Origin of the sequence: Blastococcus carthaginiensis (genome assembly GCF_030731085.1) — a bacterium.
In the GTDB taxonomy this organism is placed as follows: domain Bacteria; phylum Actinomycetota; class Actinomycetes; order Mycobacteriales; family Geodermatophilaceae; genus Blastococcus; species Blastococcus carthaginiensis.
On the sequence record NZ_JASNFN010000001.1, the window covers coordinates 180394 to 204724 of the forward strand.

Genomic DNA, 24331 nt, shown 5'->3' on the forward strand with positions numbered 1-24331 from the left:
CGCGCCCCGCGCGGCCCGGAAGGCCGACCCCGGTTCCACTCAGGGACCGGGGTCGCGTGCGTCCGGGGCAGGCGCCCGCGAGCCGGCTCACCCGAACCGGTCGGTTCCGCTCAAGCAGGCGTGCGGGTCCGCCGATCACCGATCCGTGGGCACAGGAGCACCGGGCAGCGACGGCACGACCGCCGCGCGACCGGCCGAGGCGCGGGAGACCCCGGGCATCACGATGGCCGGGGTGCTCACCTACGTCCGGCGCCACGGTGGTGACGACGCTGTCGCAGCGGTGCTCGACCGGGCGGGCCTGGGTGAGGTCGCCGACCAGGTCGAGGACCAGGCCCGCTGGTGGAGCTACGACACCCGGATCCGGCTGTTCACCGCCGCCACCGAGGTGCTGGGCGACCCGGACACGATGTTCCACGTGGGCGCGGCCGCGATGCGCAGCGGCCTGGGCCACTCCCTGCTGCTCGTCCTGCGTGCGCTGGGCACACCGCGCCAGGTGTTCCGCCAGCTGCCCCGGGCCGCGGCGAAGTTCACCACCGTGTCGCACATGGAGATCCGCGAGATCACCGCGACGTCGGCCACGGTCGCCCTCCACCTGGCCGACGGCTACGCCCACTCGGCGCTCGACTGCGCGTACGCCCGCGGCCTGGCGGTGATGATCCCGGCCATCTTCGGGCTGCCACCCGGCGTGCTCGCGCACACCGAGTGCTGCGTCGACGGCACCGGGACCTGCGTCTACCGCCTCACCTGGGAACGGCGGTCGCCGTGGCGCCGCCGACGGGCCGGCACGGCGCAGGCCGATCCGGAGCTGGCGGCGCTCCGGGGGCAGCTGCGCACGCTCCAGTCGGCCGCCGGCGACCTCGTCGCCGGCGAGGACCTCGACACGGTCCTGCACCGCATCGTGGCCCGCGCGGGCGAGGCCGTCCTCGCCCCGGCCCACCTGCTCGTCGTCGCCGCACCGGACGGCGGGCCACCGCTGGTGCACGGCGCCGGCATCCCCGGGGCCCGGCTGCCGGACCTGGCCGAGCGCATCCTGTCGGGGGACGACCTGGGCCGCACCGCCGTGGTCGTCGACGTCGCCTCGGCCCGCCGGCGGCACGGCAAGCTGGCTGCCATCTACCCGTCCGGCGACGGCGAGATGGCCGACGAGCACGCGATGCTGGCCGCCTATGCCGGGCACGCGGCCGCCGCGCTGGACCTGATCATCGCCCTGGAGGACGCCCGCACGGAGGCGGACCGGGCAGGTGCCCTGCTGGAGCTGTCCCACGAGCTGGCCGCCGCGGCGGATCCGGCCGAGGTGGCCCGGCTGGTCGCCGCAGCGCTCCTGCGCGTCGTCGGGTGCGCCCGCGCCAGCCTGCTGCTGTGGGATCCCGGCGCGGGGGTGCTGCGGGCGTCCGCGACCGCCGGCCTGTCCGACGAGCAGGCGGCGGTGATGCGCCGGACCGCGCTCCGCCCGGAGGAGACCCCGGAGGTGATGGTGCTGCTGACCGACCGGGAACCGCTGATCTTCGATGACGCCACGAGCAGCCCCACCCTCCGCGCGCTCCTGCGGGGCGTCGGTAGCGCGCGCGTGGTCGCCGTCCCCCTGCTCGCCGGTTCGGCGTTCCTGGGCGTGGTGACGGTCGGCTGGCAGCCCGGGGAGGCACCCGAGGAGCTCGGCGGGGACGTGCTGGCGCGGCTGCGCGGCGTCGGCGACCAGGCCGCCACGGCGCTGCAGAAGGCCCGGCTCCTCGAGACCGTGCGGCACCAGGCCACGCACGACGCGCTGACCGGCCTGCCCAACCGGGTGCTGTTCCTGGAGCGGCTGGAGGCGTCGCTCGCCGAGGCCGGCCCCGACGGTGGGCTCGGGGTGCTCTTCTGCGACCTCGACCGGTTCAAGGACGTCAACGACTCGCTGGGTCACGCGGCCGGCGACGAGCTCCTGCGCCAGGTGTCGGCGCGGCTGCGCGCCGCCGTCCGACCCGGCGACACGGTGGGCCGGCTCAGCGGCGACGAGTTCGCCATCGTCCTCCCGGACCTGGCCGACGCCGACCACGCGCGCACCCTCGCCGACCGGATCGCGGCCTGCTTCGACGAGCCGTTCCGCCTCGAGGGCACGCCGGTGCGGGTCGGCACCAGCGTCGGGGCGGCCGTGCTCGGTGCGGACCGGGGGCGCGACGCGGACGCCCTGCTCCGCGAGGCGGACGCGGCGATGTACCGCGAGAAGCAGCGGCGGGGCCGCTCGGCCCGCGCCGCCCGCTGACCCGTCAGCTCCGCAGCCGCGCCCGCAGCGCCGCCTGCTCGTCGGCGCCGAAGCCGTGCGCGTCCAGCCAGCCGACCGGGCCGTCGAACCGCTCGTCGAGCAGCACCAGCAGGCGGTCCATCGTCTCCGCACGCGGGGTGTGGCTGGCGACGTCGCGGGTGACCATGTCGTCGGCGTACGTGGGGGAGGCGGCCAGCTTCGCGACCAGCGCGTCGATGATCTCCGCGGTGAGCGCGTAGTCGGCGACGATCTCCTCGTGCGGCACCCCGGCGACCGCGAGCGCCAGGGCGCAGACCACGCCGGTGCGGTCCTTGCCGGCGGCGCAGTGGACCACGGACGCGCCTCCGGGGGCCCGGGTGAGCGCCCGCAGGGCGCCGACGACGTTCTCCGAGCGCTGGCCGAGGTAGCCCAGGTAGGACCGCACCGCCGGGGGCTCGCCCTCGTCGTGGGCCGCGACCTGCCGGGGCAGCAGCGACTCGGTCCACCCGGCCCCGAGCTCCAGTTGCGGGTCCTCCTCCTCCACCGCGAAGACGTCGGTGTGGTGCCCCCGCTCGGGCAGCAGGGTGAAGTGCCGGTGGGTGACCTCCGGGACGCCGCGCAGCGGGCCCCGGCCCTCGAGCAGGATCTCCGCGGTGGTGCGCAGGTCGACGACCTGGCGCAGCCCGAGCTCGCCGACCAGGCGCCGGACGTCGGCGTCGCTCAGCGTCTGCAGGTTGTCGCTGCGCAGGATGCGGCCGGTCGCCGTCCGCCCGCCGTCGGCGGTGGGCAGCCCGCCGAGGTCGCGCAGGTTCGTGGTGCCGTCCAGGCGGATCCAGCGGTCGGTGTGCGGAGAGGTCACGGCTGCGACGGTACGGCCTCCGCGGCCGGCTCAGCTCCCGGCGGGCTGGCCGGGGAGGTCGAACAGCGGCTCCCAGGCCTCCTCCGGTCCGATCGGGAACAGGGTTCCGGGGGCCGCGCCCCGGTTGGCCCAGCGCGCCTCGTAGGGGAGTCCGTCCAGGAACACCCGGGCGCCCCGCTGGTAGAGGGCGTCGGGGTTCCACACCTCCGTCACGTCGGTGACGGTCGGCACCGGCTCGGGGGCGGACTCCGACGTCTCCACCACGCCGAGCAGCGCCCAGGGGGACGGGACGCCGGCCGCGGCGGGCAGGGACGGGTCGACCCCCATGGCGTACCAGCGCGCCTGGTACACGTTGCCGTGCCACACGACCTTGTAGCCGGCCGGGTACTGGGCCTCGGCCCGCCAGATCGGGTAGGGACTCGTGGCGGGATCGTCGACGACCGGCTGCCTGCCGGCGTCCTCCACGGTGTCGCTGATCCGTACGGCGGGGCCGTCGCCGCCGAGGCCGGCGAACTCATCCACGAAGGCGAGGGCCTCCTGGTCGACGCCGCTGCAGGTGTTCGAGTGGACGGCGACGTCGGCGAAGCTCGCGCCGCACCCCGCGTCCCGGTTCAACGACCACAGCGACACCCGCCCGAGGCCGGTGGCCCGCGCGAAGGAGCTGAGGGCCGCGGCGTCGTCGAGGGTGAAGACCTCGCCCTCGACGTCGTTCTGGCCGATCATCGGGGTCGCGCCGATCCGGCTCCAGACCTGCCTGTCGCGCAGCGTCGTGCCGATCTCCTCGTACAGGGCGCGGACCTGTTCCGCCGCGGCCCGGAGCGCCTGCTCGGTCGCCTCGATCATGGACTGCTCCGCGGGCTTGGCGCCGCCGTAGTCCATCGTCATCACGTTGACGCCCATCAGCTCCACGCCGCCGGCCAGCGTGGCGCGCACGAGGTCCACGCCCTCGGCGGTCATCCCGGTCGGGGCCACCGGCACGGTGAGCCACACGGCGAGCGGGGATCCGTCGGCTGCCCGCTCGCGCTGCAGGTCGGCCAGGGCCGCGGCCCTCCGGCCGGCGGCGGCGAGGTCGGCGACGGCGGTGCCCTCCACGTCGAGGTCGACGGCGGACAGGTCGTAGCGCTCCACGACGTCGCGGTAGGCGTCGGTGAGGTCGCCGGTGTCCGTGCAGGTGATGGCGAGCTCGTCGTTGACCAGCCCGCCGAAGCTCACCATGACGTCACCGCCGGCGGACCGCAGCTGGTCGATCCGGCGGTCCAGCTCCAGGTCGGTACCGGCCTCCTCGAGGGAGTAGTAGCCGCCCCAGCTGGGCGCGCAGCCGTCCTCCGGGTCGGCCACCACGAAGGCCAGGGCGACGGTGCGCGCGGGGTTGGCCGACGGGTCCTGGAACTGGAAGGTCGGGGTCAGGGTCACGTCGACGTAGGGAACGCTCCAGGACAGGGTCGTCGTCTCCGTCCGGTCCGCGGCCTCGGTCACCGAGACGAACGCCCCGCCGGCGACCGCCGCGACGACCAGCAGCAGCAGGCCCACGCGCGTCCAGGACAGCCGGCGGGCGACCGGCTGCTCCTCGTCCCGGGGTGCGGCGCCCGATGCGCCCATGGAGCCCTCGCTCTCGTCGAAGCAGTACCGGCCGGGACTGCGGGTGGGTGGCTCGATCTCGCACAGCCTGCCCTGGGAACGCCCCCGGACGGTCACCACCCGGTAAGGGGCTCACCACGAGGGGTGAGCGGGGGCAGCGGCCGGGGTCGTCGCGGCCGCAGGATGCGGGGCGACGTGGGGGACGCCGGTCGGACGCCTGGCACCCGTCGGGCCCGATGAGCACGAAGGCGGAACAGATGCGACGCACCCTTGCCGATCCGCGCCGACCGGACGTCCGGCGGCAGTGGGGGAGCGACCGGCGACGGGAGCCGCTCCCGCTGGTGCCCGCCAAGGTGTCCGAGGGACGGATGGCGATCGGCCGGCTGTCCATCGTCCTGACCGTCTCGGCGTGGGCGGTCTACGTGGCCTTCACCATCGAGCAGCAGTTCATCGAGGGCAAGGCCGACAGCGCGCGGCTGGTCATCGAGGCGATCGTCTACCTGCTGATGATCACCGGGCTGGCCACCTCGGCCATGGCGTACCTGATCACCCGGATCGGCTTCTTCTACCGGAGCCGGGTCCACGCCCGGGCGTCGCGCGCGGTCCTCGACGCCTTCTTCGACCAGCCCGCGGCCCCGGTGACGGTCCTGGTGCCCTCCTACCAGGAGGACGAGCGGGTCATCCGGACGACACTGCTGTCGGCAGCGCTCCAGGAGTACCCGGCCCTGCACGTGGTCCTGCTCATCGACGACCCGCAGAACCCGACGACGAAGCGGGCCCGGGCACTGCTGGAGGACGCCCGGGCCCTCCCCGGCAGCATCATGGCCGAGCTCGAGGTGCCCGCCGGTCGCTTCCGGGACGGCCGCGCCGCCTTCGAGCGGGCGGTGGCGGACGGATCCGGCCGGGCGACGACGGTCGACGACGTCCGGGCGCTGGCCGGGCACTACCGGTTCGCCGTCGAGTGGCTGGACGAGCTGGGTGCCCGGCACGAGATCATCGACCACACCGACGTCTTCTTCGTCGACCACGTGCTCGGCGCGCTGGCCGCGGACCTGGGCACGGTGGGCGAGGCGCTCGCCAGTGCGGCCCAGGAGGGCGCGGTGCTCCCCGCCGACCGGCTGCTGCAGCTCTACCGCCGGCTCACCGCCACCTTCGGTGCACGCGTCACCAGCTTCGAGCGCAAGCGCTACCGGTCGCTCTCGCACGAGCCGAACAAGGCCATGAACCTCAACAGCTACATCGCGCTCATGGGGGGCAGCTACCGGGAGGTCCATACGCCGGTGGGGTTGGCGCTGGTCAGCTCGGCGGCGCGGGTCGCCGACCTGACGGTGGAGGAGTCGGAGTACGTGCTCACCCTGGACGCCGACAGCATGCTGCTACCGGAGTACGCCGCGCGGATGGTGCACCTGCTCAGCCAGAGCGCGCACAGCCGGGTCGCCGTCGTGCAGACGCCGTACAGCTCTTTCCCGGGGTCGGCGACCCGGCTGGAGCGGATCTCCGGTGCCTCGACGGACCTGCAGCACATCGTCCACCAGGGCATGACCCAGTACGACGCGACCTTCTGGGTCGGCGCGAACGCGGTGCTGCGCAAGCGGGCGCTCGACGACATCGTCGAGGTCGACTACGACGGCGACTTCGAAATCCGGCGCTACATCCAGGACCGCACGGTCATCGAGGACACCGAGTCCACCATCGACCTCGGGGTGCACGGCTGGTCGCTGCTGAACTACCCGGAGCGGCTCGCCTACTCGGCGACCCCGCCGGACTTCGGCTCGCTCTGCATCCAGCGCCAGCGGTGGGCCAACGGCGGGCTGCTGATCCTCTCCAAGCTGCGTCAGCAGGTGCGGGCGCGGCGGGCCCGCGGGGAGCGCAACCGCTTCGGCGAGCTCTTCCTGCGGGTGAACTACATGGCCTCCATCTTCTGGAGCTCCGTGTGCCTGGTCGTCATGCTCTTCTACCCGTTCAACGCCGAGCTGCTCAACCCGCTGCTGCTGCTGGTGTCGGTGCCGTACTTCCTCATGATGGCCGGCGACCTGCGCTCCACCGGGTACCGCCGGACCGACGTGCTGCGGATCTACGGGTTCAACCTGATCCTGCTGCCGGTCAACCTGTCGGGCTCCTTCGCCTCGATGCTGCAGCTGATCACCGGGGAGAAGAGCGCCTTCAAGCGAACCCCGAAGGTCCGTGACCGCACGACGGCAGGAGCCGTCTTCCTGCTCGCGCCGTTGGCGCTCGTCGCGTTCTCCGCCTACACCGTCGTCGTGGACATCCGGTCGCAGCACTGGGGCCACCTCGTCTTCGCCGCGCTCAACACCGCGCTGGCCGGCTACGCCATGGTCGCGTTCGTGGGGCTGGGTAACACGGCGGTGGACCTGTGGGTGCACCTGCGGGACTGGCTCTACCGCCCGGTGGAGCCGCGTCGTCAGGCGGAGGTCCGCGCGGGCCGGCCGTCCCGGTCGCCCGGGGCCGCGCGGCCCCGAACCGTCGCTGTCCCGTCGACCCCCGACTGGGCTTCGGTCCTGCACTACGGCATCCCCGGCACCCCGGGTGGCGTCGCCGTGCCCACGGCCGGTGCCGGCGGGCGGGACGTCACCCCGGTGCCTGCCCCACGGTCGGCTCCGCCCGTCGAACCGGACGACAGCGCCGTGGTGGCGGCGTTCCGCGACTTCATCTTCTTCACCGTCTTCCAGCCGATCGTCGACCTCAGGACCGGCGAACCGGTGGGGTACGAGGCGCTGTGCCGGTTCGCCGACGGGCGGGCTCCCCAGGAGCGGCTGGACGCGGCGACCGATCGCGGCATCGGCGTGGACCTCGACGGCGCGCTCCTCCGGGCCTCGCTGGCCGCGGCCGCCTCGCTGCCCGAGGGCGCGTGGGTGTCGGTGAACGTCTCGTCGGCGCTGTGGAACTCGCCGCGGGAGCTCTCCTCCATCATCAGCCGCTCGGCCTGCCCCGTGGTCCTGGAGTCCGGCACCCTGGTCGCGGGCAGCAGCCTGTCCGCGACCGAGTTGCCGATCGGTGTGCAGGTCGCGCTGGAGAACCCGCTCGTCGGCTACGACAGCTTCCGTTGGGTGGAGGAGCACCGGCCGGCGTTCCTCAAGCTCGGGCGGGAGACCACGGCAGGCATCGAGCACGACGCCGCGCGCCGCGCCCTCCTCGGGGCGCTCGTGCCCTTCGCCGAGGACCGCGGGTGCCGCGTGGTGGCCTCCGGGGTGGAGACCGCCGCGGAGCGGGACGCGCTGCGGACGAGCGGGGTGCAGCTGGGGCAGGGCTTCTTCCTCGGACTCCCGGCGCCCGCCCGCGTGCTCGACCGGCAGACTTCCGGTCCCGGCCTGGCCGAGGTCGCGTCCGGGCGGTGACCCCGGGGCTGTGGCTCCACCCCACAGTGCCGCCCATCGCTATGGGTCCGCTCCACATGGGCACATGATCAGCTCGTCAATACGGTGTGGTGCAGACCACTCGTGCACCCGCACACCGGAGGAGATCACCATGTCCCGCACCCGTTCCCGGTCCCGGACCGCCAGCACCGCGGCGGCCGCCGGTGTCCTCGCGCTCACCGCCGCGTGCGGCAGCCCCGGCGCTCCCGGCGGCGGGGCGGGCAGCGGAGGCGGTGCCGGCGAGGAGGGCGCCCCGGTCCAGGTCGGCGTCATCACCTCGACGTCCGGACCGCTGGCCTCCTACGGGGCGCAGTACCTCCAGGGCTTCGAGGCGTGCCTGGACCACCTGACCGACGGCACGGGTGAGGTCGGCGGCCGGCCGGTCGAGGTGATCCAGCGCGACGACGCCGGGGACCCGGCCAAGGCCGTCGCGGAGGCCACCGACCTGATCGGCCAGGGGGTGCAGATCCTGGCCGGCTCGGCGTCCTCCGGCGTCGCCACCCAGGTAGCGCCGCTGGCGGAGCAGAACGACGTCCTGTTCATCTCCGGCCCCGCCGCCACGGACGCGCTGACCGGGGTCAACGGCAACACCTTCCGCTCCGGCCGCCAGACCTACCAGGACGTCAAGACGGCGGAGTCCTTCATCGGCGACGCCGCCGGCAAGGACGTCCTCGTCTTCGCCCAGGACAGCGCCTTCGGCCAGGCCAACGTCGCCGCCGTCACCTCGATCCTCGGCGGTGCCGGCGCCACCGTGACGCCGCTGCTCGTGCCGGCCGGCGCCACCGACCTGACGCCGTTCGCCGCACAGGCGCGCGACGCCGGCGCCGATCTGACCTTCGTCGCCTGGGCCGGGGAGACCGCGCCCGCGATGTGGCAGGCCATGGGCCAGCAGGGCGTGTTCGACGCGACGAACGTCGTCACCGGCCTGGACCTGCGCGCGTCGTACCCGACCTACGGCGACGAGGTGGTGGGGCAGCTGAACTTCCTGTCGCACTTCTTCGCCGAGGCCGTGGACAACGAGATGAGCCAGGCGATGGCCGAGGGCGTCGAGGCCGCCGGTGGCGAGGTGGACATCTTCACGCCCGACGGTTGCAACGCCGCGCAGATGATCGTGCGCGCGGTCGAGGAGAGCCCCGACGACGTCGCCGGGATGATCTCCGCGCTCGAGGGGTGGACCTTCGACGGGGCCAAGGGCGAGATCACCATCCGGGAGGAGGACCACGCCATGCTCCAGCCGATGTTCCAGGCCCGTCTCGAGCAGCAGGGCGGCGAGTTCGTCCCGGTGCTGGTCGACACGCTGGCCCCGGAGGACACGGCTCCTCCGGTCGCCACCGCCTGACCGGCCCGGAGGACCCGTTGTCCACCAGTGCCACGACGGCACCGGCCACCCACCCCGCGGAGGGTGCGCCGGTGCTGCAGGTGCGCGGGCTCAGCTGCGCCATCGGCGGGGCGGTCATCGTCGACGACGTCACCTTCGACGTCGCCCCCGGTGAGTTCGTCGCGGTCATCGGCCCCAACGGCGCGGGCAAGACGTCGCTGTTCAACCTGCTCTCCGGGCTGCTCCCCGCGACCGGCGGCAGCGTGACCCTCTCCGGGGCGGACATCACCGGGGCCTCGCCGTCGGCGCGGGCCCGGCGGGGCCTGGGGCGCACGTTCCAGGCGTCGTCGGTCTTCGCCGGCCTGAGCGTCCGCGAGAACGTCCGGCTGGCCGCGCAGGCCCGGCTGGGCGGGAGCATGCGCCCCTGGCAGCTGGTGCGGCCGGGGGACGCGGCGCAGGAGATCGCCTCGCGCTCGCTGGCCCGGGTCGGGCTGGCCGGTCGCGGCGACGACCTGGCCGGGGCACTGTCCCACGGGGACAAGCGCAAGCTCGAGCTGGCGATCCTGCTGGCCACCGACCCCGCCGTCGTCCTGCTGGACGAGCCGATGGCCGGGGTGAGCATCGAGGACGTCGCCGGGCTGACCGAGGTGATCGCCTCGGTGCACCGCGAGGAGGGCAAGACGGTGCTGATGGTCGAGCACCACATGGACGTCCTGCTCGGCCTGGCCGACCGGGTCGCGGTCATGCACCACGGCAAGCTGCTGGCCCTGGACACCCCCGAGCGCGTGACCGGCGACCCGGCCGTGCAGCAGGCCTACCTGGGGGAGGCGCTGTGAGCGGCGAGGGCGGCGGCGCGCCGCTGCTGCGGATGTCGGACGTGCACGTCCGGCTGTCGGGCAGCCACATCCTCCAGGGCGTGGACCTCACCGTCCGCCGCGGCGGGGTGACGGCCCTGCTCGGGCGCAACGGCGCCGGCAAGACGACGACGGTCAAGGCCGTGCTCGGGCTCGTGCCGTCCACCGGCGTCATCGAGTTCACCGGCGGCGACGGCCGGACGGAGCGGATCGACGGCCGGCGGACCCACGAGATCGTCCGCCGCGGGATCGGCTACGCACCGGAGGACCGGGAGGTCTTCGCCGGCCTGACGGTGGCGGAGAACCTGGCGCTGGCCGAGCGGCGCGGCTCCGACCACCACCACGACCGGGTCTACGAGCTGTTCCCCGAGCTGCAGAAGCGCAGCCGGCAGCTCGCCGGCACGCTTTCCGGGGGCCAGCAGCAGATGGTCGCCATCGCGCGCCTGCTGCTCAACGACAACCAGCTGCTGCTCATCGACGAGCCGACCAAGGGGCTGGCGCCGCTGCTGGTGGCCGAGGTCGCCGACGTGCTGGCCCGCGCGGCCGAGGAGGTGACGATCCTGCTCGTCGAGCAGAACCTGACCGTCGTCCAGCGGATGGCGCAGGACGCCGTCGTCATCGACCAGGGGCGGGTCGCCTGGTCGGGGCCGGCCGACGACCTGCTGACCGACGCCGACCGGACCCGCGAGCTCCTCGGTGTGGCCGCCAGCGGGGGAGGTGACCACCGGTGACCACCTTCGTGCTGCTGGCGATCACCGGCCTCGGGCTCGCGGCGCTGTACTTCCTGGTGGCCTCCGGGCTGTCGCTGATCTTCGGCCTCATGGACGTGCTGAACTTCGCCCACGGCGCCTTCCTCACCATCGGGGCCTACGGGACGTGGTGGGCCGCCGGCAACCTCCCCGGGGCCGGGTCCACCGGCTGGGGCTTCGTCCTCGCCGTGGCGTTCGGGGTCGGCGTCGGCACGCTGGTCGCGGCCCTGATCGAGCTGCTGCTCATCCGGCCGCTGTACCAGCGGCACATCGAGCAGGTCCTCGTCACGGTGGGCCTCAGCCTCGCCCTGGTCGCCCTCGTGCGGGCTGTCTGGGGCTCCGACCCCCGGCCGTTCCCGCGCCCGGAGTGGGCGCAGGGCACCACGTCGGTGCTGGGCGCCAACGTGCCCAACGACCGGTTCCTGCTCATCGTCAGCGCGGTGGTCGTGCTGGTGTCGGTGCTCGCCTTCCTCCGCTTCACCCGCGTCGGCCTGATCATCCGGGCCGGCGTGGAGAACCGGACCATGGTGACGGCGCTGGGCATCGACGTCCGGAAGGCGTTCACCCTGGTCTTCGCGATCGGCGGTGCCTTCGCGGCCCTGGCCGGGGCGCTGGGCGGCATCTACCTGGGCTCCATCTCCCCGGGGCAGGGCACCTCCCTGCTGATCTTCGCCTTCATCGTCGTGGTCATCGGCGGCATGAGCTCGATCACCGGTACGGCCGCCGCCGCGGTGCTGGTCGGTCTGGTGCAGCAGTTCGCGAACTACTACGCCGCGAGCGGGGTGGGTGACCTGTCGGTGGTGCTGCTGCTGGCGGTGGTGCTCCTGGCCCGGCCCAGCGGCCTGAGTGCGAGGTTGGCGTGAAGGACGGGGCCGTGAACCGGAGGAACGTGCGGCGGCTGGCTCCGCTGGTGGTGCTGGTCGTCCTGGCGCTGCTGCCCTACTCGACCTTGAACCTGCCGGGGCTCTTCGACGGGGTGCTCAACAGCCCGGGCACGTTGCAGCTCCTGGCGCTGTGCCTGGTGTTCGGCGGCGTCGCCCTCTCCTTCGACCTGCTGTTCGGCTTCACCGGGCTGCTCTCCTTCGGGCACGCCCTCTACTTCGCGGCGGGCACGTACGGGGCCAACCTGCTGCTGACCGAGCTCGGCTGGGGGCTGGGTGCGGCGATCGCGGCGACGACGGTGCTGGGCATCGTGCTCCCGCTGGTGATCGGCAGCGTGGCGCTGCGCGTCTCCGGCATCGCCTTCTCCATGGTCACCCTCGCCACCGCCCAGGTCGGCTCGATCATCGTGCTGCAGGACCCCGGCGGGCTCACCGGCGGCGAGGAGGGGCTGGCGGTCGACCGCACCCCGATCCCCGACGCGTTCGTCGGCGTCTTCAACACCGTGAACAAGTACTGGCTGGCGCTGGCCTACCTGGTGCTGGTGTACGCGGTGGTGACCTGGGTGACCCGCTCCCGGGCGGGGCGGGTCTGGCAGGCGATCCGGGAGAACGAGCGGCGGGTGGAGGTGCTGGGGCTGCGGCCCTACCGATTCAAGCTGCTCGTGTTCGTGCTGGCCGGGCTGCTGGCCACCCTGGGCGGCATCGTGCACCTGCTGCTGCTGGGTGGCTCCACGCCCCGCGTGACCACCGCCGACTTCACCATCGGGCTGCTGGTCATGGTGGTGCTCGGCGGCGCCGGCAGCCGGTGGGGTGCGGTGCTCGGTGGCGTGCTCTACACCTACCTGGACAGCCGGCTGACCGACCTGGCGTCCTCGCCGGCGGTGCAGGACCTGCCCGCCTGGCTCCGGGTGCCGTTGTCCGAGCCGCTGTTCATCCTCGGCACGTTGTTCATCCTCGTCGTCCTCTTCGTGCCCGGCGGCATCGCCGGGCTGGTGGACCGGCTGGGCGAGCGCCGTCGCGGCCGCCGCCGCCCGGCCGAGAACCCGCCGCCCGGCCGGGCGGTGGAGCGGCTCCGGGACGAGATCGGTGCCGGGGTGGGCGGCAACCGCCCGCACGACGGGGTCTGATCGACGCCGGCGCTGCCCCCCCGCCGGCCCTGATGATCAGGTCACCTGGTCATCCGGGGTCCTGGCTCACGGTCGACGGTGAGCCAGGACCCCGCGGGGTGAGCCAGGACGTGCGTCGAGCCCCGGGGCAACCGGGGGCGCGCCCCGGGGGCGCTGCGGGCCCGGGGGGGGGGGGGGGGCGCCCCCCCCCCCCCCCGCGCGCCCCCCCCCCCCCCCCCGCGGGGTGAGCCAGGACGTGCTTCGAGCACAGGGTCAACCGGCGGAGAGCACCTGGTCGCAGACGTCGATGAGGCGCTGGCGCAGCACGGCGCCCCGGGCGGCGAACTCCCGCTGCGCGGCCACGTACTCGGCCTTGCCCTCGGGCGTCTCGATCGCCACGGGGGCGTAGCCGTGGTCGCGCAGGTCGTACGGCGAGGCGCGCATGTCCAGCTCGCGGATCGCCACGGCCAGCTCGAAGCAGTCGGCGACCAGCTCGCCGGGGGTGGCGGGGCTGAGCTTGTAGGCCCACTTGTAGAGGTCCATGCCGGCGTGCAGGCAGCCCGGTTGCTCCAGCTGCGGCTGGCTCCCGCGGGTGGGCTGCAGCCGGTTCCGCGGCGCCGCGGCCGGGGTGAAGAACCGGAACGCGTCGTAGTGGCTGCACCGCACCGGGTGCGCCTCGACGACGGCGTCGGTGCCCTCCTGCCCGAGGCGGAGCGGGATCGGGTGCCGGGTGCCGGTGTCGCGGTAGACCATCGCCCACTCGTGCAGGCCGAAGCACCCGGTGAACGCCGGGCGGGCGGCGGTGGCCACGAGCAGCCGGCGGACGAAGCGGACGGTGTCCCCGCGGTCGGCCAGGAAGGCGCCGGTGTCGAGCCGCACGGTCGCGCCGTCGGTGGCGTACCAGCGCCGGCCCTCGTACGGCGCGGGGGTGGCGAGGGCGACGTCCGCGCCGGGGTGCCAGCGGCGCAGCCGGCCCGGGGTCTCGGAGTAGTAGGTGAACAGGAAGTCCAGGACCGGGTGCGTCTGCCCGCGGAGGCGGCGGTCGCGGTGGGGGCCTGCCCAGCGGTCCACGCGCCCCTCGTGCGCAGCGGCCCGCGCCCGCCACTCCTCGACCGGCAGGACCGTCGGCTCGGTGAGGGGCGGCTGCACGCGCCCAGGGTAGGAGGCCGCCCCCGGCGGGCCGGCGGCGCACGGCGGCGTCTCGCTCAGCCGGGGTCGACGCGGGTCAGCCGGTGCAGGCGGAGCGCCAGCTGCACCTCCAGGGCGCGGGCCGGGGAGGACCACTCGCGACCGAGCAGCCGGCCGATCCGGTCCAGGCGCTGGGTGACGGTGTTGACGTGCACCTGCAGGCTCTCCGCCGCCCGGGCCGGTGAGCTGCCCGCCGCGAAGAACGCCTCCAGCGTCCCCTCCAGGTCCGTGCCCCGCCTCGCGTCGTACTCGAGGACGGGGCCCAGCGTCGCCCACACGAAGGCCGGCACGTCGCGCCCCTCGCCGACCAGCAGGCCGAAGAACCCCAGCTCGTCGGCGCTCGCCGCGTCCCCCTCGCGGCCGAGCGCCACCAGGGTGGTCGCGCAGCGGGCCGCCTCCGCGTGGGCCGCGGCCACGGCCCCGGGGCCGACGGCCGGTCCGGCGCCGCCGACGGTGACCGCACCGGCGCCGGCGGCCCCGAGCTCGCGACGGACGGTGGCCGCCGCGGGGCCGGGCTCAAGGCCGGGCAGGCAGAGGACGACGCAGCCCCCGTGCAGGCCGGCCAGCCCGCCGCGGGTCGCCGCCAGGTGGGCCGCGGCGGCCAGGGCCCGCGGCCGGCACCGGGCCTCGACCCGGGCGACGACGACGGCGTGCGGGCGGTCCAGGTCCGCGCCCAGCCGGCGGGCGCGCTCCCGGAGCCCGTCGGGATCCCGGAGACCGGGGCTCAGGAGCGCCTCGAGCAGCTCCCCGCGCACCCGGTTCTCCGCCTCGCCCGCCGTCCGCCGGATCAGCAGCAGCAGCGCGGTGACGAGCGCGGCGCGCTCCAGGATCCGCTGGTCGGAGTCGGCGAGCTCCTCCTCGCGGTGCAGCACCAGCCCGCCCAGCAGCTCGCTGCCCACCGTCACGGCGGCGGTCCACCAGCTACCGTCCTGCACCGTCCGGCCGGTGGCGCGGGCCAGGGTCAGCGCGCCGGCGGGGTCGGGCGGCAGCTCGGTGGCCGCATCGGCACCGGGCGAGACGGCCCGGCCCTCCTCGTCGAGCACGGTGATGCTGCCCCCGAGGGCCTCGGTGACGGCCGCGGCGACGTCCTCCACACCGCCGCCGCGCAGGACGACGTCGATGAACCGGTCGTGGGCGCCCGCCGCCCGCTCCACCGATGCCGTGTGGGCGCGCAGCCGGCGGGTGGCCGCCGAGAGCTCGTCCAGCGCCGACCGGGTCTCCTCGAGCAGCCGGGCGTTGTCGAGGGCGATGGCGGCGTGGGCGGCCAGCGACCCCAGCAGGGACACCTGCGACCGGTCGAAGGTGCGCTCGGTGCGGTCGGCGGCGAACAGCACGCCGATGACCTGGGCGCCGCGGACGAGAGGCACCCCGAGGATCGCGACGAGCCCCTCGTCGTGGACGCCGTCGTTGATCTCGGTCGTGTGCCGGAACCTCGGGTCGGCGAAGTAGTCGGCCGTGGCGTAGGGGGCGGCGGTCTGGGCGACGAGCCCGCCCAGCCCCGCGCCCATCGGCAGCCGGAGCCCCTGGAACCGGGCCGAGACCGAGCCGTCGGTGACCCGCATGTAGGTGTCGCCCCGTGCGGGGTCGTTCAGCGTCAGGTAGGAGACGTCGCTGCCCAGCAGCTGCCGGGCCCGCCGGACGATGGCGGTGAGCACCGAGTCGACCCCGCGCAGCGCCGCGAGGTCGTTCGCGGTGTCGAAGAGGGCGGTGAGCTCGGACTCCCGCCGGCGCCGGGCGGCGAACGCCTCGCGGACCTCCAGCGCCAGCAGCTTGACCCGGTCGAGCTCGGCCAGCTCGTCGGCGTCGGCCCCCGCCGCCCGCGCCCGGACCAGGGGGCGTTCGTACTCGATCGCCGCGGCGTCGCCCAGCAGCAGTTCGAAGTACTCCGCTGCCCGCCCCACGGCCGGGCGCGGACCGTCGCGGTCGGGGACGGGCGGGGACGGGGGCACGACCGGCATTCTGGCCGGTCGCGCGGTCACCGTGCGGTCCACCCGCCGTCCATCACCAGCGAGGTGCCGGTGACCGAGGCCGCGGCGGGCGAGCACAGCCAGGCGACCGCGTCGGCCACCTCCGCCGGCTCGATGAGCCGCTTGACCGCCGCCGGCGCCAGCATGACCTGCTCCACGACCTGGTCCTCCGACAGGCCGTGCGCCTCCGCCTGCGCGGCGATCTGCCCCTCCACGAGCGGCGTCCGCACGTAGGCGGGGTTCACGCAGTTCGACGTGACGCCGCGGGCGGCGCCCTCCAGGGAGACGACCTTGGACAGCCCCTCCAGGCCATGCTTGGCCGTCACGTAGGCGGCCTTGTAGGGGGAGGCGCGCAACCCGTGGACGGAGCTGATGTTGACGACCCGGCCCCAGCCGCGGTCGTACATGTGCGGCAGCGCGCCGCGGACGAGCCGGAACGGCGCCTCCACCATGAGCCGCAGGATGTGGGAGAAGCGGTCGACCGGGAACTCGTGGACCGGTGCCACGTGCTGCAGGCCGGCGTTGTTGACCAGGACGTCCACGGCCAGGTCGAGGCGGTCGACGGCGGCGAGGTCGGACAGGTCGGCCGTGACCGCGGTGCCGCCCACCTCCGCGGCCACGGACCGCGCAGCCTCGGCGTCCCGGTCGACGACCACGACGTCGGCGCCGTCGGCCGCCAGCCGGACGGCGCAGGCGCGGCCGATCCCCGACGCCCCACCGGTGATGAGTGCCCGCCGCCCGACCAGGGGACCGTTGACCGCCATGGTGGGAACGCTAGGCCGCCAGTGCGACGTGCCCCACGGTTGCCACCCACACAGCCCGCCCCGACCTGGTGGTGCGGCGGCACACTCACCGGGCGAGCCCGCGACCCGCGGCCGTGGGTTCCCTCAGTCGGCCTCGTTGCCGGGGCGGGTGACCGAGTCGTCCCGCTGGGCCTCGTCGTCGGTGGTCAGCGTGACGTCGTCGGCGTCCTTCGGGGCGGCGGCGTCGTTGGTGGTCTCGGGGGACTCGCGGTACCCCGTCGGCTGCGATTCGCTCATCGGCCGTCGTCTCCTGATCGTTCGGTCGGACCCGCGACCTCGCCGGAGGCGCCGGCGCGGGTGGCGCGGGCGACGTCGCCGTCCGCACGCGCTGGCAGGTCGTCCCCCTGCGCGGCGTCCCGCTCGACGCCTTCCTCGGCGGTGAGCGGCACGTCGTCGAAGGAGGAGGCCAGGTCGCTGTTGGCCCCCGTACCCGATGCGGTCGGTACGTCCTGCTGGATGCGGTCGCTGCCCTGCGGGTCGCTCACGGGGTCCTCCTGGGGATCGACGTCTCTGGCCCATGCCCCTCTCGCCGACGCCGAAACGGCCGACGACCGCTTCCCCGCAGCGGGGGAGGCAGCCGCCGGCCTGGCGCTCGAGGTCAGCAGCTTCGGTCGATCACTCGGCCGCCGCCTGCTCCGGGGCGAAGGGCTGGTCCTCGGCCCAGTCCAGGATCTCCTCGTTGGCCTCCCGCGCCTCCTCGAGGATCATCGCGTGGGACCCGTCGTCGATGATCTCCAGGTCGGCTCCGGGGATGGCTTCGGCCATCTGCTGGGAGATGCTCACCGGGTAGATCGTGTCCTGCAGGCCCACCATGACCAGGGTGGGCACGTCGATCTCCGGCAGCAGTGGCCGGAAGTCCGGCCGCGTGGCCAGCGCCTCCGCGCCGGCGATGTACGCCTGCTTCGAGGCCTCGTCCATGAGGCCGGTCACGTAGTCGACGAGCTCGGGCTCCTCCAGTCGCGCCTCTCCGGTGAGCATCTCGTCGATGATCAACGGCGGGACCGCCTCGGTGCCCTGCTCGTTGACGACCTCGATGAGACCGCGCCAGACGCCCGCCTCCGGCGGGGGCGCCGGGGCTGCCACCGTGTCGATCAGGATGATCCCCTCGAACCGGTCCGGTGCCTGCTGGTACATCGAGAAGACGATCGGCCCGCCCATCGACATGCCGCCGATGACGGCCGACTCCACCCCGAGCTCGTCCATGACCGCGAGCACGTCTCCGGCGTAGCTCTCGATCGACCCCTCGGGCTGCTCACCCAGCGCCCCGCTGCGGCCGTAGCCGCGCAGGTCCACGGTGATCACCCGGTAGCCCGCCTCGACGAGCGCCTTCCGGTTCTCGGCGAAGAGGTCACCGTTCAGCGGATAGCCGTGGATCAGCAGGATCGGCTGCCCCTCGCCCTGGGTCTGGTAGAAGATCCGTGCGCCCTCCACCTCGACGAAGCCCTCCTCGCCGGCGGACGTGCTCTCGACCGGGCCCGGCGCGGCCTCCGGTGCGGGATCGGTGCCGGCCGCCGCCATTCCGAGCGGGGCCATGCAGGCGGTGGTCAGGCCGAGGGCGAACAGGCTGCGGCGCAGCAGCATGAGGACTCCTGGGATAGCGACGGCCGACGACGGGCATCCGTCACCGGATCGGGGAACCCTGGTCTACCCCTCGCCCCCGAGAACGAATACGACGTTCTGATGACCGCCGCACGCACGGCGGAAGGCCGCTCCCCGAGGACGAGGAGCGGCCTTCCGGTCGGGCTGAAGTCAGAGAACCTCTTCCGCGACCTCCATGAGGGCGTTGTCGGTGGCCTCGACGATGGCCCGCTCGGCGGTGAGCTTCGGCAGCACCTGGGTGGTGAAGAAGCGGGTGGCGGCGAGCTTGCCCTCGTAGAAGTGGCGGTCCTTCTCGCCCACCTCGCCCGAGAGCGCGGCCAGGGCCACCTCGGACTGGCGGACCAGCAGCCAGGCGGTGATCAGGTCGCCGGCGGCGAGCAGCAGGCGGGAGGTGTTCTGCCCGACCTTGTACAGGTTGGCCATGTCCTCCTGCGCCGAGGTCAGCTGGCCGAACATCGCCGTCAGCATGCCCTGCACGTCCTGGAGCGCGGTCGCCAGCAGCGCTCGCTCCTCCTTGAGCCGCCCGTTGCCCGCCTCGGCGTCGATGGTGGCCTGCACCTGGCCGGCCAGCCAGGTCAGCGCGACACCGCCGTCCTTGACGATCTTCCGGAAGAAGAAGTCCTGGCCCTGGATCGCCGTCGTCCCCTCGTAGAGGGTGTCGATCTTGGAGTCGCGGATGTACTGCTCGATCGGGTAGTCCTGCAGGTAACCCGAGCCGCCGAGGGTCTGCAGCGACTCCTGGGTCAGCAGCTGGGTGGCCCGCTCGGAGCCGAAGCCCTTCACGACCGGCAGCAGCAGGTCGTTGACCCGCTCCGCGAGCCCGGCCTCCTCGCTGTCGGCGGTGCCGGCGGCCTGCGCCTCGGTGACCTGGTCGCGGAAGCTCGCGGCGTAGAGGTACAGGGCGCGCATGCCCTCGGCGTAGGACTTCTGCAGCATCAGCGAGCGGCGGACGTCGGGGTGGTGGGTGATGGGAACCCGCGGGGCGTCCTTCGACGTCGCGGTCAGGTCGGCGCCCTGGACGCGGTTCTTCGCGTAGTCCAGCGCCACCTGGTAACCGGCCGAGAGGGTGGCGATCGCCTTGGTGCCGACGAACATCCGGGCGTACTCGATGATCTTGAACATCTGGGCGATGCCGTCGTGCACCTCGCCGACCAGCCAGCCCTGGGCGGGGACGGGCCCGTCGCCGAAGGTGACCTCGCAGGTCGTGGAGACCTTGAGGCCCATCTTCTTCTCGACGTTGGTCACGTAGGCGCCGTTGCGCTCGCCCAGCTCGCCGGTCTCGAGGTCGACGTGGAACTTGGGGACGACGAACAGCGACAGGCCCTTGGTGCCGGCCTTCGCGCCCTCGGGGCGGGCCAGCACCAGGTGGACGATGTTGTCGCTGAGGTCGTGCTCGGCGGAGGTGATGAAGCGCTTCACGCCGGTGATGTGCCAGGACCCGTCGGCCTGCTGCACGGCCTTGGTGCGGCCGGCGCCGACGTCCGAGCCCGCGTCGGGCTCGGTGAGCACCATCGTGGCGCCCCACCCCTTCTCGATCATGAGCCGGGCCAGCTTCTTCTGGTCCTCGGTGCCCAGGTCGAACAGGGTCTGGGCGAAGCCGGGGCCCGAGCCGTACATGAAGACGGCGGGGTTGGCGCCGAGCACCATCTCGTAGGCGGCCCAGGTCAGCGCCGCGGGGGCGCCGAACCCGCCGAGCTCCTCGGAGAGGTCCAGCCGCCACCACTCGCCGTCGGTGAGCGCCTTGACCGACTTCTTGAACGACTCCGGCAGGGTCACGGAGTTGGTCGCCGGGTCGAACACCGGCGGGTTGCGGTCGGCGTCGGCGAAGGAGGCGGCGATCGGCCCCTCCGCCAGTTTGCGGATCTCGGCCAGCACGCCGCGCGCGGTCTCGGTGTCCATCTGGCCGAACGGCCCGGTGCCGAGGCGGTCCTTGGTGTCGAGGAACTCGAACAGGTTGAACTCGAGGTCCCGCAGGTTGGCGGTGTAGTGCGTCATGGCGCTCTGGCTCCCGTGCTCCGTGCCGGCGTGCGGCCTGTTGCTACTCGCGAGTAACAAAAGCTATTACTCGCGAGTAGCAACGGCAAGCACCCCGCCGGTGAACACTCCGGAACCGGGCGCCTGACCCGGAGGGGTCAGCGCTTGCGGCGCCGTGCGCGCATCACCGCACCGGCCAGCCACACCAGCAGGCCGCCGAGCGCCGCGGCGACCAGCAGGGCGACGACCAGCGGGCCCTCGACGTCGGTGAAGACGAGGCTGATCTGCACCGACTGGCCGTTGAAGACCACGAACAGCACCAGCACGACGGTGACGAAGATCAGCAGGGCCAGCGCCAGCGACCGGCCGATGGCCTTCCCCGTGTGCCGTTCGCGGGTCGGGGCCGGTTCGGCCGGCCCGTCGGCGGTGCGGTCCGGTTCGGCGGCGGGGTCGCCCGAGGAGGGGGAGCCCAGGCCGACGCTGAGGGGATCCCGCTCCGCTCCTGCGGGCTCCCGTCCGGGCCCGGTCACCGGGCGTCCGGTTCGGTGTCGGCGGGCGGGTAGGCCGGGCCGGCGATGCCGTCGGCCGGCCCCTCCGTGGCGCCCAGGGAGTCGCGGTCCTCGCCGGGCGCCTGCTGCGCGCCGAGCGGCTGGGCCTCGCGGTCCGAGCCTGCGTTGTTCTCGTCCGGCATGGTCATCGCAGCATTGTCGCCCGCCGGTCGACACCGCGGCCAGTTGCCGTCCCCGGTGGGCGGAGCCGCTGCCCGTGTCCCGGTCGGGGAGCCTCCGGCCCCCGCGACCGGCCCACCTCCGGACGGGTGGGGGGTGGCGCTCACTCGTCCAGCGCGGGACCGGCCTCGTGCGCGGGGTGGCCGGCGGTGCGCTCGCGCTGCTTCATCCGGGCCTCGAACACGTGCCGGTCGCCCCCGGCGAGCTCGTCCCGGGCACGGGCGTCGTAGGCGCGGAAGGTGGCCCAGTAGTTCTCGTCGAAGTCCTCGACGACCTGGAACGTCCACCGGTCGGCGATGACGTTGCGCCCGACCAGGTCGCGCTCGAGGTCGGCGGCCAGCGGCGTGGCCCCGGCCTCGCGGAACAGGTCGACGGACTCCTGCAGGAGCCGGTCGGCCTTGCCGGTCAACTGGTGGAAGGCGTACAGGAAGCCGCGCGCCTGGTCGACGGTCTCCAGGGCCTCGGACAGCTTGCCGAGCGCCTCCACGGTCTGGTCGTCGAGGTCGGGCCGCGTGCGGTCGTCGGTCACCGGCCCATCCTGCGGTCAGGCGCGGGCGGCCGCGATCTCGATCAGCCGCTCGGCCAGCTGCCGGCCGTGGGCGGCGGGGCCGTCGGGGCCCAGCAGGCCGCCGGAGAGGTACATGCCGTCGATGATCAGGTGGACCTGCGCGGCGAGGTCCTCGCCGTCGCCCGGCACGATCTCGTCGGCCAGCCGCTCCAGCCGGGCGTGCAGCTCGAACTTGTAGTCGGCGGCGGCGCTGCGGGCGGGGTGCTGCGGGTCGTCGTACTCGCTGCTGACGTTGGTGAACGGGCAGCCGCGGAACCCGGTGCGGGTGACGTCGCGCTCGACGGCGTCGACGACCGAGAGCAGCGCGGCGCGCGGGTCACCCTCGAGCCGGTCGAGCTCGGCGTCGATGAAGGCCAGCACGGTCGCCGCCTTGCGGCTGAGGTAGGCGCCGACGAGGTCGTCCTTGCTCTTGAAGAGCCGGTAGACCGTCATCTTGCCCAGCCCGGTCTCGCGGACCAGCTCGTCCATGCCGACGCTGCGGGAGCTGCGCCCGGCGAAGAGCCGCTCGGCGGTGTCCAGCACGATCGCCTGCCGCTCGGCGCGGCTGCGGCGAACCGGTGCCGTGGCGTCGTCGGCGGCGGACAGGGGCATGGCGGCGGTCACGTCAGCGATGGTGCACCAGCACGTGACGGAGCAGTTCGCGGCACGCCGGGCCTGATCGCTCTGGGTGACGAGGGGCGCCCGGGCTCCGCGGGACGCCGGGGAGCGGAGGTGAACGTGTGACGACGCAGCGTGACTGCGGCGTCTGCCGGGTCAGGCCCGGCGGGTGCGGCGCGGGTTGGCCAGCAGCCGGGCGACGGCCCGCGACGCGGTCTCCGCGGAGGAGTCGGCCCGCGCTCCGTCGGTCGACTCGTGGGTGGTCCGGGTGTGGTCCAGGTTGTCCTCCATGCGCCGGTGCCTGCCCGTGCCGTGGCGGTGGGAAACCGGCGCGCGACCGGTCGGGGCTGAGACGTCGGTCACCACGGCGCCGGGGATCAGGTGTCGGGAGTGTCGGCGCCACCGTCGGCGGTGTCGGCACGGCCCTCGGCCGGCTCCTCCGGGTGCGGCGTGCGGCCGCTGCCGGGCTGCTCGCCGGCCGGGTCGCCCTCGGCGCGTTCGGCGCTGCGGGGCGTGCGGTGGGATTCGCTCATCGCGGGTTCCTCCTCGGTTCGGTCGGGGAGCCTGTGCCCGGTCCGCCGTCGGGGAAACCGGGGGTCAGCCCACCGGGCCGGCCGGGGGAACCCGCGGGAGGAGGTCGCGCACGGTCTCCTCGTCGGGCAGCGCGCCGCGCGCTCCCGGGCCCGTGGTGGAGGCCGCCGCCGCGGCGACGGCCTGGCGGACGGCGTCGGCGAGGACGGCGCCACCGGCCAGCGCCTGCCCGAGCGCACCGCAGAAGCAGTCCCCGGCGCCCGTCGTGTCGACGGCGGCGACCGGCGGCGGCGCCTGCAGCAGGGCCGGGCCCTCCGCGGGGACGACCAGGGCGCCGCGCGCACCGAGGGTGACCACGACCGCGCCCGTCGTCACCCGGCGGGCGAGCTGCACCAGCTCGGCGGGTGAGCGGTCGCCGGGCTCGGCGTCGGCCAGCAGCGCCAGCTCGTGCTCGTTGGGGACGAGCACGTCCACCCGCTGCAGCAGCGCGGCGGGCAGCGGGGCGGGCGGCGCCGGCGTGAGGACGACGGTGCCGGACGCGGCCCGGGCCGCCGCCTCCACCGCCGGCAGCGGCACCTCGAGCTGGAGCAGCAGCACCCGGGCCGACCGCACCGACGGCACGTCGACGTCCTCGGGCGCCAGCTCGGCATTGGCACCGGGCACGACGACGATCAGGTTCTCGCCGCTGCCCGCCTCCACGGGGATGGTCGCCGTGCCGGTGGGCGTGCCGATCGTGCGCAGCACGCGGCTGACGTTGACCCGGGAGGAGGCCAGCGCGGCCAGCTGCCGGTCACCGGCGGGGTCGTCGCCGACCCGGCCCACCATGTGCACGCCGCCCCCGAGGACGCCGGCGGCGGCGGCCTGGTTGGCGCCCTTCCCACCCGGGGCGAGCGCCGAGTCGCGGGCCACGACCGTCTCCCCCCGGCCGGGCAGCCGGTCGACGGACACGAGCACGTCCTCGTTCAGGCTGCCGACGACGGTGACGGACACGGGGACCTCCGGGGACGGGACAGGGGTACCAGCAGTACCAGACGCCCGGTTTCCCCCGGCCGGCGCGGCGGTACCGGGGAGGGCGACCGACCGAGCGGAGGAAGCATGGCGAGCGACGACCCCGACACGATCCGGCGGGAGTTCGGCGAGGCGGTGAACATGACCGCGGGCGAGCTGGAGAAGTGGCTGGAGACCGAGGAGTCGCAGTCCGTCGGGCAGAAGGACGGCGACGGCGAGTCCACCGGCCACGCCTCGGGGCGGCGCATCGTCGAGCTGCTGCGCAAGAAGAAGGGCGACCTGGACGACGGCGACCTCGCCCACATGCGCAAGGTGCACGGCTACGTGGCGCGCCACCTCGCCCAGCAGCCGGCCCAGGAGGACGTCGAGAGCTCCCGGTGGCGCTACAGCCTGATGAACTGGGGGCACGATCCGCTGAAGAAGGGCTAGGC

General features: G+C 74.2%; 24 protein-coding genes. 8 read left to right on the top strand and 16 right to left on the bottom strand.

What is annotated here, in order from left to right:
- Positions 1-145 precede the first annotated feature (145 nt).
- A complete protein-coding gene (locus QOZ88_RS00855) occupies positions 146-2239 on the top strand; it encodes a sensor domain-containing diguanylate cyclase (RefSeq protein ID WP_305997948.1) in 2094 nt (697 codons plus the stop codon).
- Between the two features lie 4 nt (positions 2240-2243).
- Here the strand turns inward: QOZ88_RS00855 and QOZ88_RS00860 are convergent, their stop codons facing one another.
- Both QOZ88_RS00860 and QOZ88_RS00865 read right to left on the bottom strand, forming a co-directional pair.
- Complete coding sequence (locus QOZ88_RS00860) at positions 2244-3077, bottom strand: tyrosine-protein phosphatase (RefSeq protein WP_305997949.1); 834 nt, start codon at positions 3075-3077, stop codon at positions 2244-2246.
- 30 nt (positions 3078-3107) lie between these two features.
- Positions 3108-4676, bottom strand: a complete 1569-nt coding sequence (locus QOZ88_RS00865; RefSeq protein WP_305997950.1) for a chitinase — start codon at positions 4674-4676, stop codon at positions 3108-3110.
- A gap of 236 nt (positions 4677-4912) precedes the next feature.
- Here QOZ88_RS00865 and QOZ88_RS00870 point away from each other — a divergent pair, with 236 nt between their 5' ends.
- From QOZ88_RS00870 to QOZ88_RS00895, 6 genes are all read left to right on the top strand, one after another.
- A complete protein-coding gene (locus tag QOZ88_RS00870) occupies positions 4913-8011 on the top strand; it encodes a glycosyltransferase family 2 protein (RefSeq protein WP_305997951.1) in 3099 nt (1032 codons plus the stop codon).
- Between the two features lie 130 nt (positions 8012-8141).
- Positions 8142-9368, top strand: a complete 1227-nt coding sequence (locus tag QOZ88_RS00875) for a substrate-binding domain-containing protein (RefSeq protein ID WP_305997952.1) — start codon at positions 8142-8144, stop codon at positions 9366-9368.
- Between the two features lie 17 nt (positions 9369-9385).
- Positions 9386-10183: an ABC transporter ATP-binding protein gene (locus QOZ88_RS00880; protein ID WP_305997953.1), complete on the top strand. Its 798-nt coding sequence runs from the start codon at positions 9386-9388 to the stop codon at positions 10181-10183.
- Positions 10180-10932 (top strand): ABC transporter ATP-binding protein, encoded by a 753-nt coding sequence (locus tag QOZ88_RS00885; RefSeq protein ID WP_305997954.1) that lies wholly within the window; start codon positions 10180-10182, stop codon positions 10930-10932. Before QOZ88_RS00880 ends, QOZ88_RS00885 begins: the two co-directional genes overlap by 4 nt.
- Complete coding sequence (locus QOZ88_RS00890) at positions 10929-11813, top strand: branched-chain amino acid ABC transporter permease (RefSeq protein WP_305997955.1); 885 nt, start codon at positions 10929-10931, stop codon at positions 11811-11813. Before QOZ88_RS00885 ends, QOZ88_RS00890 begins: the two co-directional genes overlap by 4 nt.
- An 11-nt stretch (positions 11814-11824) precedes the next feature.
- Positions 11825-12958, top strand: a complete 1134-nt coding sequence (locus QOZ88_RS00895; protein WP_211435026.1) for a branched-chain amino acid ABC transporter permease — start codon at positions 11825-11827, stop codon at positions 12956-12958.
- Positions 12959-13210: 252 nt separating this feature from the next.
- Here the strand turns inward: QOZ88_RS00895 and QOZ88_RS00900 are convergent, their stop codons facing one another.
- From QOZ88_RS00900 to QOZ88_RS00965, 14 genes are all read right to left on the bottom strand, one after another.
- Positions 13211-14086, bottom strand: coding sequence for a 3-methyladenine DNA glycosylase (locus QOZ88_RS00900; RefSeq protein ID WP_305997956.1), 876 nt, complete (start codon positions 14084-14086; stop codon positions 13211-13213).
- A gap of 56 nt (positions 14087-14142) precedes the next feature.
- A complete protein-coding gene (locus tag QOZ88_RS00905) occupies positions 14143-16083 on the bottom strand; it encodes a helix-turn-helix domain-containing protein (RefSeq protein WP_305997957.1) in 1941 nt (646 codons plus the stop codon).
- 17 nt (positions 16084-16100) lie between these two features.
- Positions 16101-16856, bottom strand: coding sequence for a 3-hydroxybutyrate dehydrogenase (locus QOZ88_RS00910; RefSeq protein WP_091930165.1), 756 nt, complete (start codon positions 16854-16856; stop codon positions 16101-16103).
- Positions 16857-16979: 123 nt separating this feature from the next.
- The gene (locus tag QOZ88_RS00915) at positions 16980-17132 is read right to left on the bottom strand and encodes a hypothetical protein (RefSeq protein WP_305997958.1); all 153 of its coding nucleotides are present in this window, start codon (positions 17130-17132) and stop codon (positions 16980-16982) included.
- Entirely contained in the window at positions 17129-17380 is a 252-nt protein-coding gene (locus QOZ88_RS00920) for a hypothetical protein (RefSeq protein WP_305997959.1), read from the bottom strand. Before QOZ88_RS00920 ends, QOZ88_RS00915 begins: the two co-directional genes overlap by 4 nt.
- 130 nt (positions 17381-17510) lie before the next feature.
- Entirely contained in the window at positions 17511-18476 is a 966-nt protein-coding gene (locus QOZ88_RS00925) for an alpha/beta fold hydrolase (RefSeq protein ID WP_305997960.1), read from the bottom strand.
- A 168-nt stretch (positions 18477-18644) separates the two neighbouring features.
- Positions 18645-20489, bottom strand: coding sequence for an acyl-CoA dehydrogenase (locus QOZ88_RS00930; protein WP_305997961.1), 1845 nt, complete (start codon positions 20487-20489; stop codon positions 18645-18647).
- Between the two features lie 137 nt (positions 20490-20626).
- Complete coding sequence (locus tag QOZ88_RS00935) at positions 20627-20998, bottom strand: lipopolysaccharide assembly protein LapA domain-containing protein (RefSeq protein ID WP_305997962.1); 372 nt, start codon at positions 20996-20998, stop codon at positions 20627-20629.
- Positions 20995-21165, bottom strand: a complete 171-nt coding sequence (locus QOZ88_RS00940; protein WP_170852251.1) for a hypothetical protein — start codon at positions 21163-21165, stop codon at positions 20995-20997. The genes QOZ88_RS00935 and QOZ88_RS00940 overlap by 4 nt, the downstream gene beginning before the upstream one ends.
- 134 nt (positions 21166-21299) lie before the next feature.
- Positions 21300-21725: a hypothetical protein gene (locus QOZ88_RS00945; protein ID WP_305997963.1), complete on the bottom strand. Its 426-nt coding sequence runs from the start codon at positions 21723-21725 to the stop codon at positions 21300-21302.
- A 15-nt stretch (positions 21726-21740) separates the two neighbouring features.
- On the bottom strand, positions 21741-22367 hold the full coding sequence (locus QOZ88_RS00950) for a TetR/AcrR family transcriptional regulator (protein ID WP_305997964.1): 627 nt from the start codon (positions 22365-22367) through the stop codon (positions 21741-21743).
- A 150-nt stretch (positions 22368-22517) separates the two neighbouring features.
- The gene (locus tag QOZ88_RS00955; protein WP_305997965.1) at positions 22518-22652 is read right to left on the bottom strand and encodes a hypothetical protein; all 135 of its coding nucleotides are present in this window, start codon (positions 22650-22652) and stop codon (positions 22518-22520) included.
- A gap of 86 nt (positions 22653-22738) precedes the next feature.
- A complete protein-coding gene (locus tag QOZ88_RS00960; protein WP_305997966.1) occupies positions 22739-22894 on the bottom strand; it encodes a hypothetical protein in 156 nt (51 codons plus the stop codon).
- A 64-nt stretch (positions 22895-22958) separates the two neighbouring features.
- Positions 22959-23882 (bottom strand): ribokinase, encoded by a 924-nt coding sequence (locus tag QOZ88_RS00965; protein ID WP_305997967.1) that lies wholly within the window; start codon positions 23880-23882, stop codon positions 22959-22961.
- Positions 23883-23987: 105 nt separating this feature from the next.
- On the opposite strand from QOZ88_RS00965, the gene QOZ88_RS00970 reads away from it, so the two are divergent.
- Entirely contained in the window at positions 23988-24329 is a 342-nt protein-coding gene (locus QOZ88_RS00970; protein ID WP_305997968.1) for a DUF3140 domain-containing protein, read from the top strand.
- Positions 24330-24331: the final 2 nt, after the last annotated feature.

What these genes read in the sequence shown, in the direction of transcription:
- QOZ88_RS00865 (WP_305997950.1), bottom strand. Translation starts at nt 4,676, where the DNA reads ATGGGCGCATCGGGCGCCGCACCCCGGGACGAGGAGCAGCCGGTCGCC.
- QOZ88_RS00870 (WP_305997951.1), top strand. Translation starts at nt 4,913, where the DNA reads ATGCGACGCACCCTTGCCGATCCGCGCCGACCGGACGTCCGGCGGCAG.
- QOZ88_RS00875 (WP_305997952.1), top strand. Translation starts at nt 8,142, where the DNA reads ATGTCCCGCACCCGTTCCCGGTCCCGGACCGCCAGCACCGCGGCGGCC.
- QOZ88_RS00905 (WP_305997957.1), bottom strand. Translation starts at nt 16,083, where the DNA reads ATGCCGGTCGTGCCCCCGTCCCCGCCCGTCCCCGACCGCGACGGTCCG.
- QOZ88_RS00910 (WP_091930165.1), bottom strand. Translation starts at nt 16,856, where the DNA reads ATGGCGGTCAACGGTCCCCTGGTCGGGCGGCGGGCACTCATCACCGGT.
- QOZ88_RS00915 (WP_305997958.1), bottom strand. Translation starts at nt 17,132, where the DNA reads ATGAGCGAATCGCAGCCGACGGGGTACCGCGAGTCCCCCGAGACCACC.
- QOZ88_RS00925 (WP_305997960.1), bottom strand. Translation starts at nt 18,476, where the DNA reads ATGCTGCTGCGCCGCAGCCTGTTCGCCCTCGGCCTGACCACCGCCTGC.
- QOZ88_RS00930 (WP_305997961.1), bottom strand. Translation starts at nt 20,489, where the DNA reads ATGACGCACTACACCGCCAACCTGCGGGACCTCGAGTTCAACCTGTTC.
- QOZ88_RS00940 (WP_170852251.1), bottom strand. Translation starts at nt 21,165, where the DNA reads ATGACCATGCCGGACGAGAACAACGCAGGCTCGGACCGCGAGGCCCAG.
- QOZ88_RS00955 (WP_305997965.1), bottom strand. Translation starts at nt 22,652, where the DNA reads ATGGAGGACAACCTGGACCACACCCGGACCACCCACGAGTCGACCGAC.
- QOZ88_RS00960 (WP_305997966.1), bottom strand. Translation starts at nt 22,894, where the DNA reads ATGAGCGAATCCCACCGCACGCCCCGCAGCGCCGAACGCGCCGAGGGC.
- QOZ88_RS00970 (WP_305997968.1), top strand. Translation starts at nt 23,988, where the DNA reads ATGGCGAGCGACGACCCCGACACGATCCGGCGGGAGTTCGGCGAGGCG.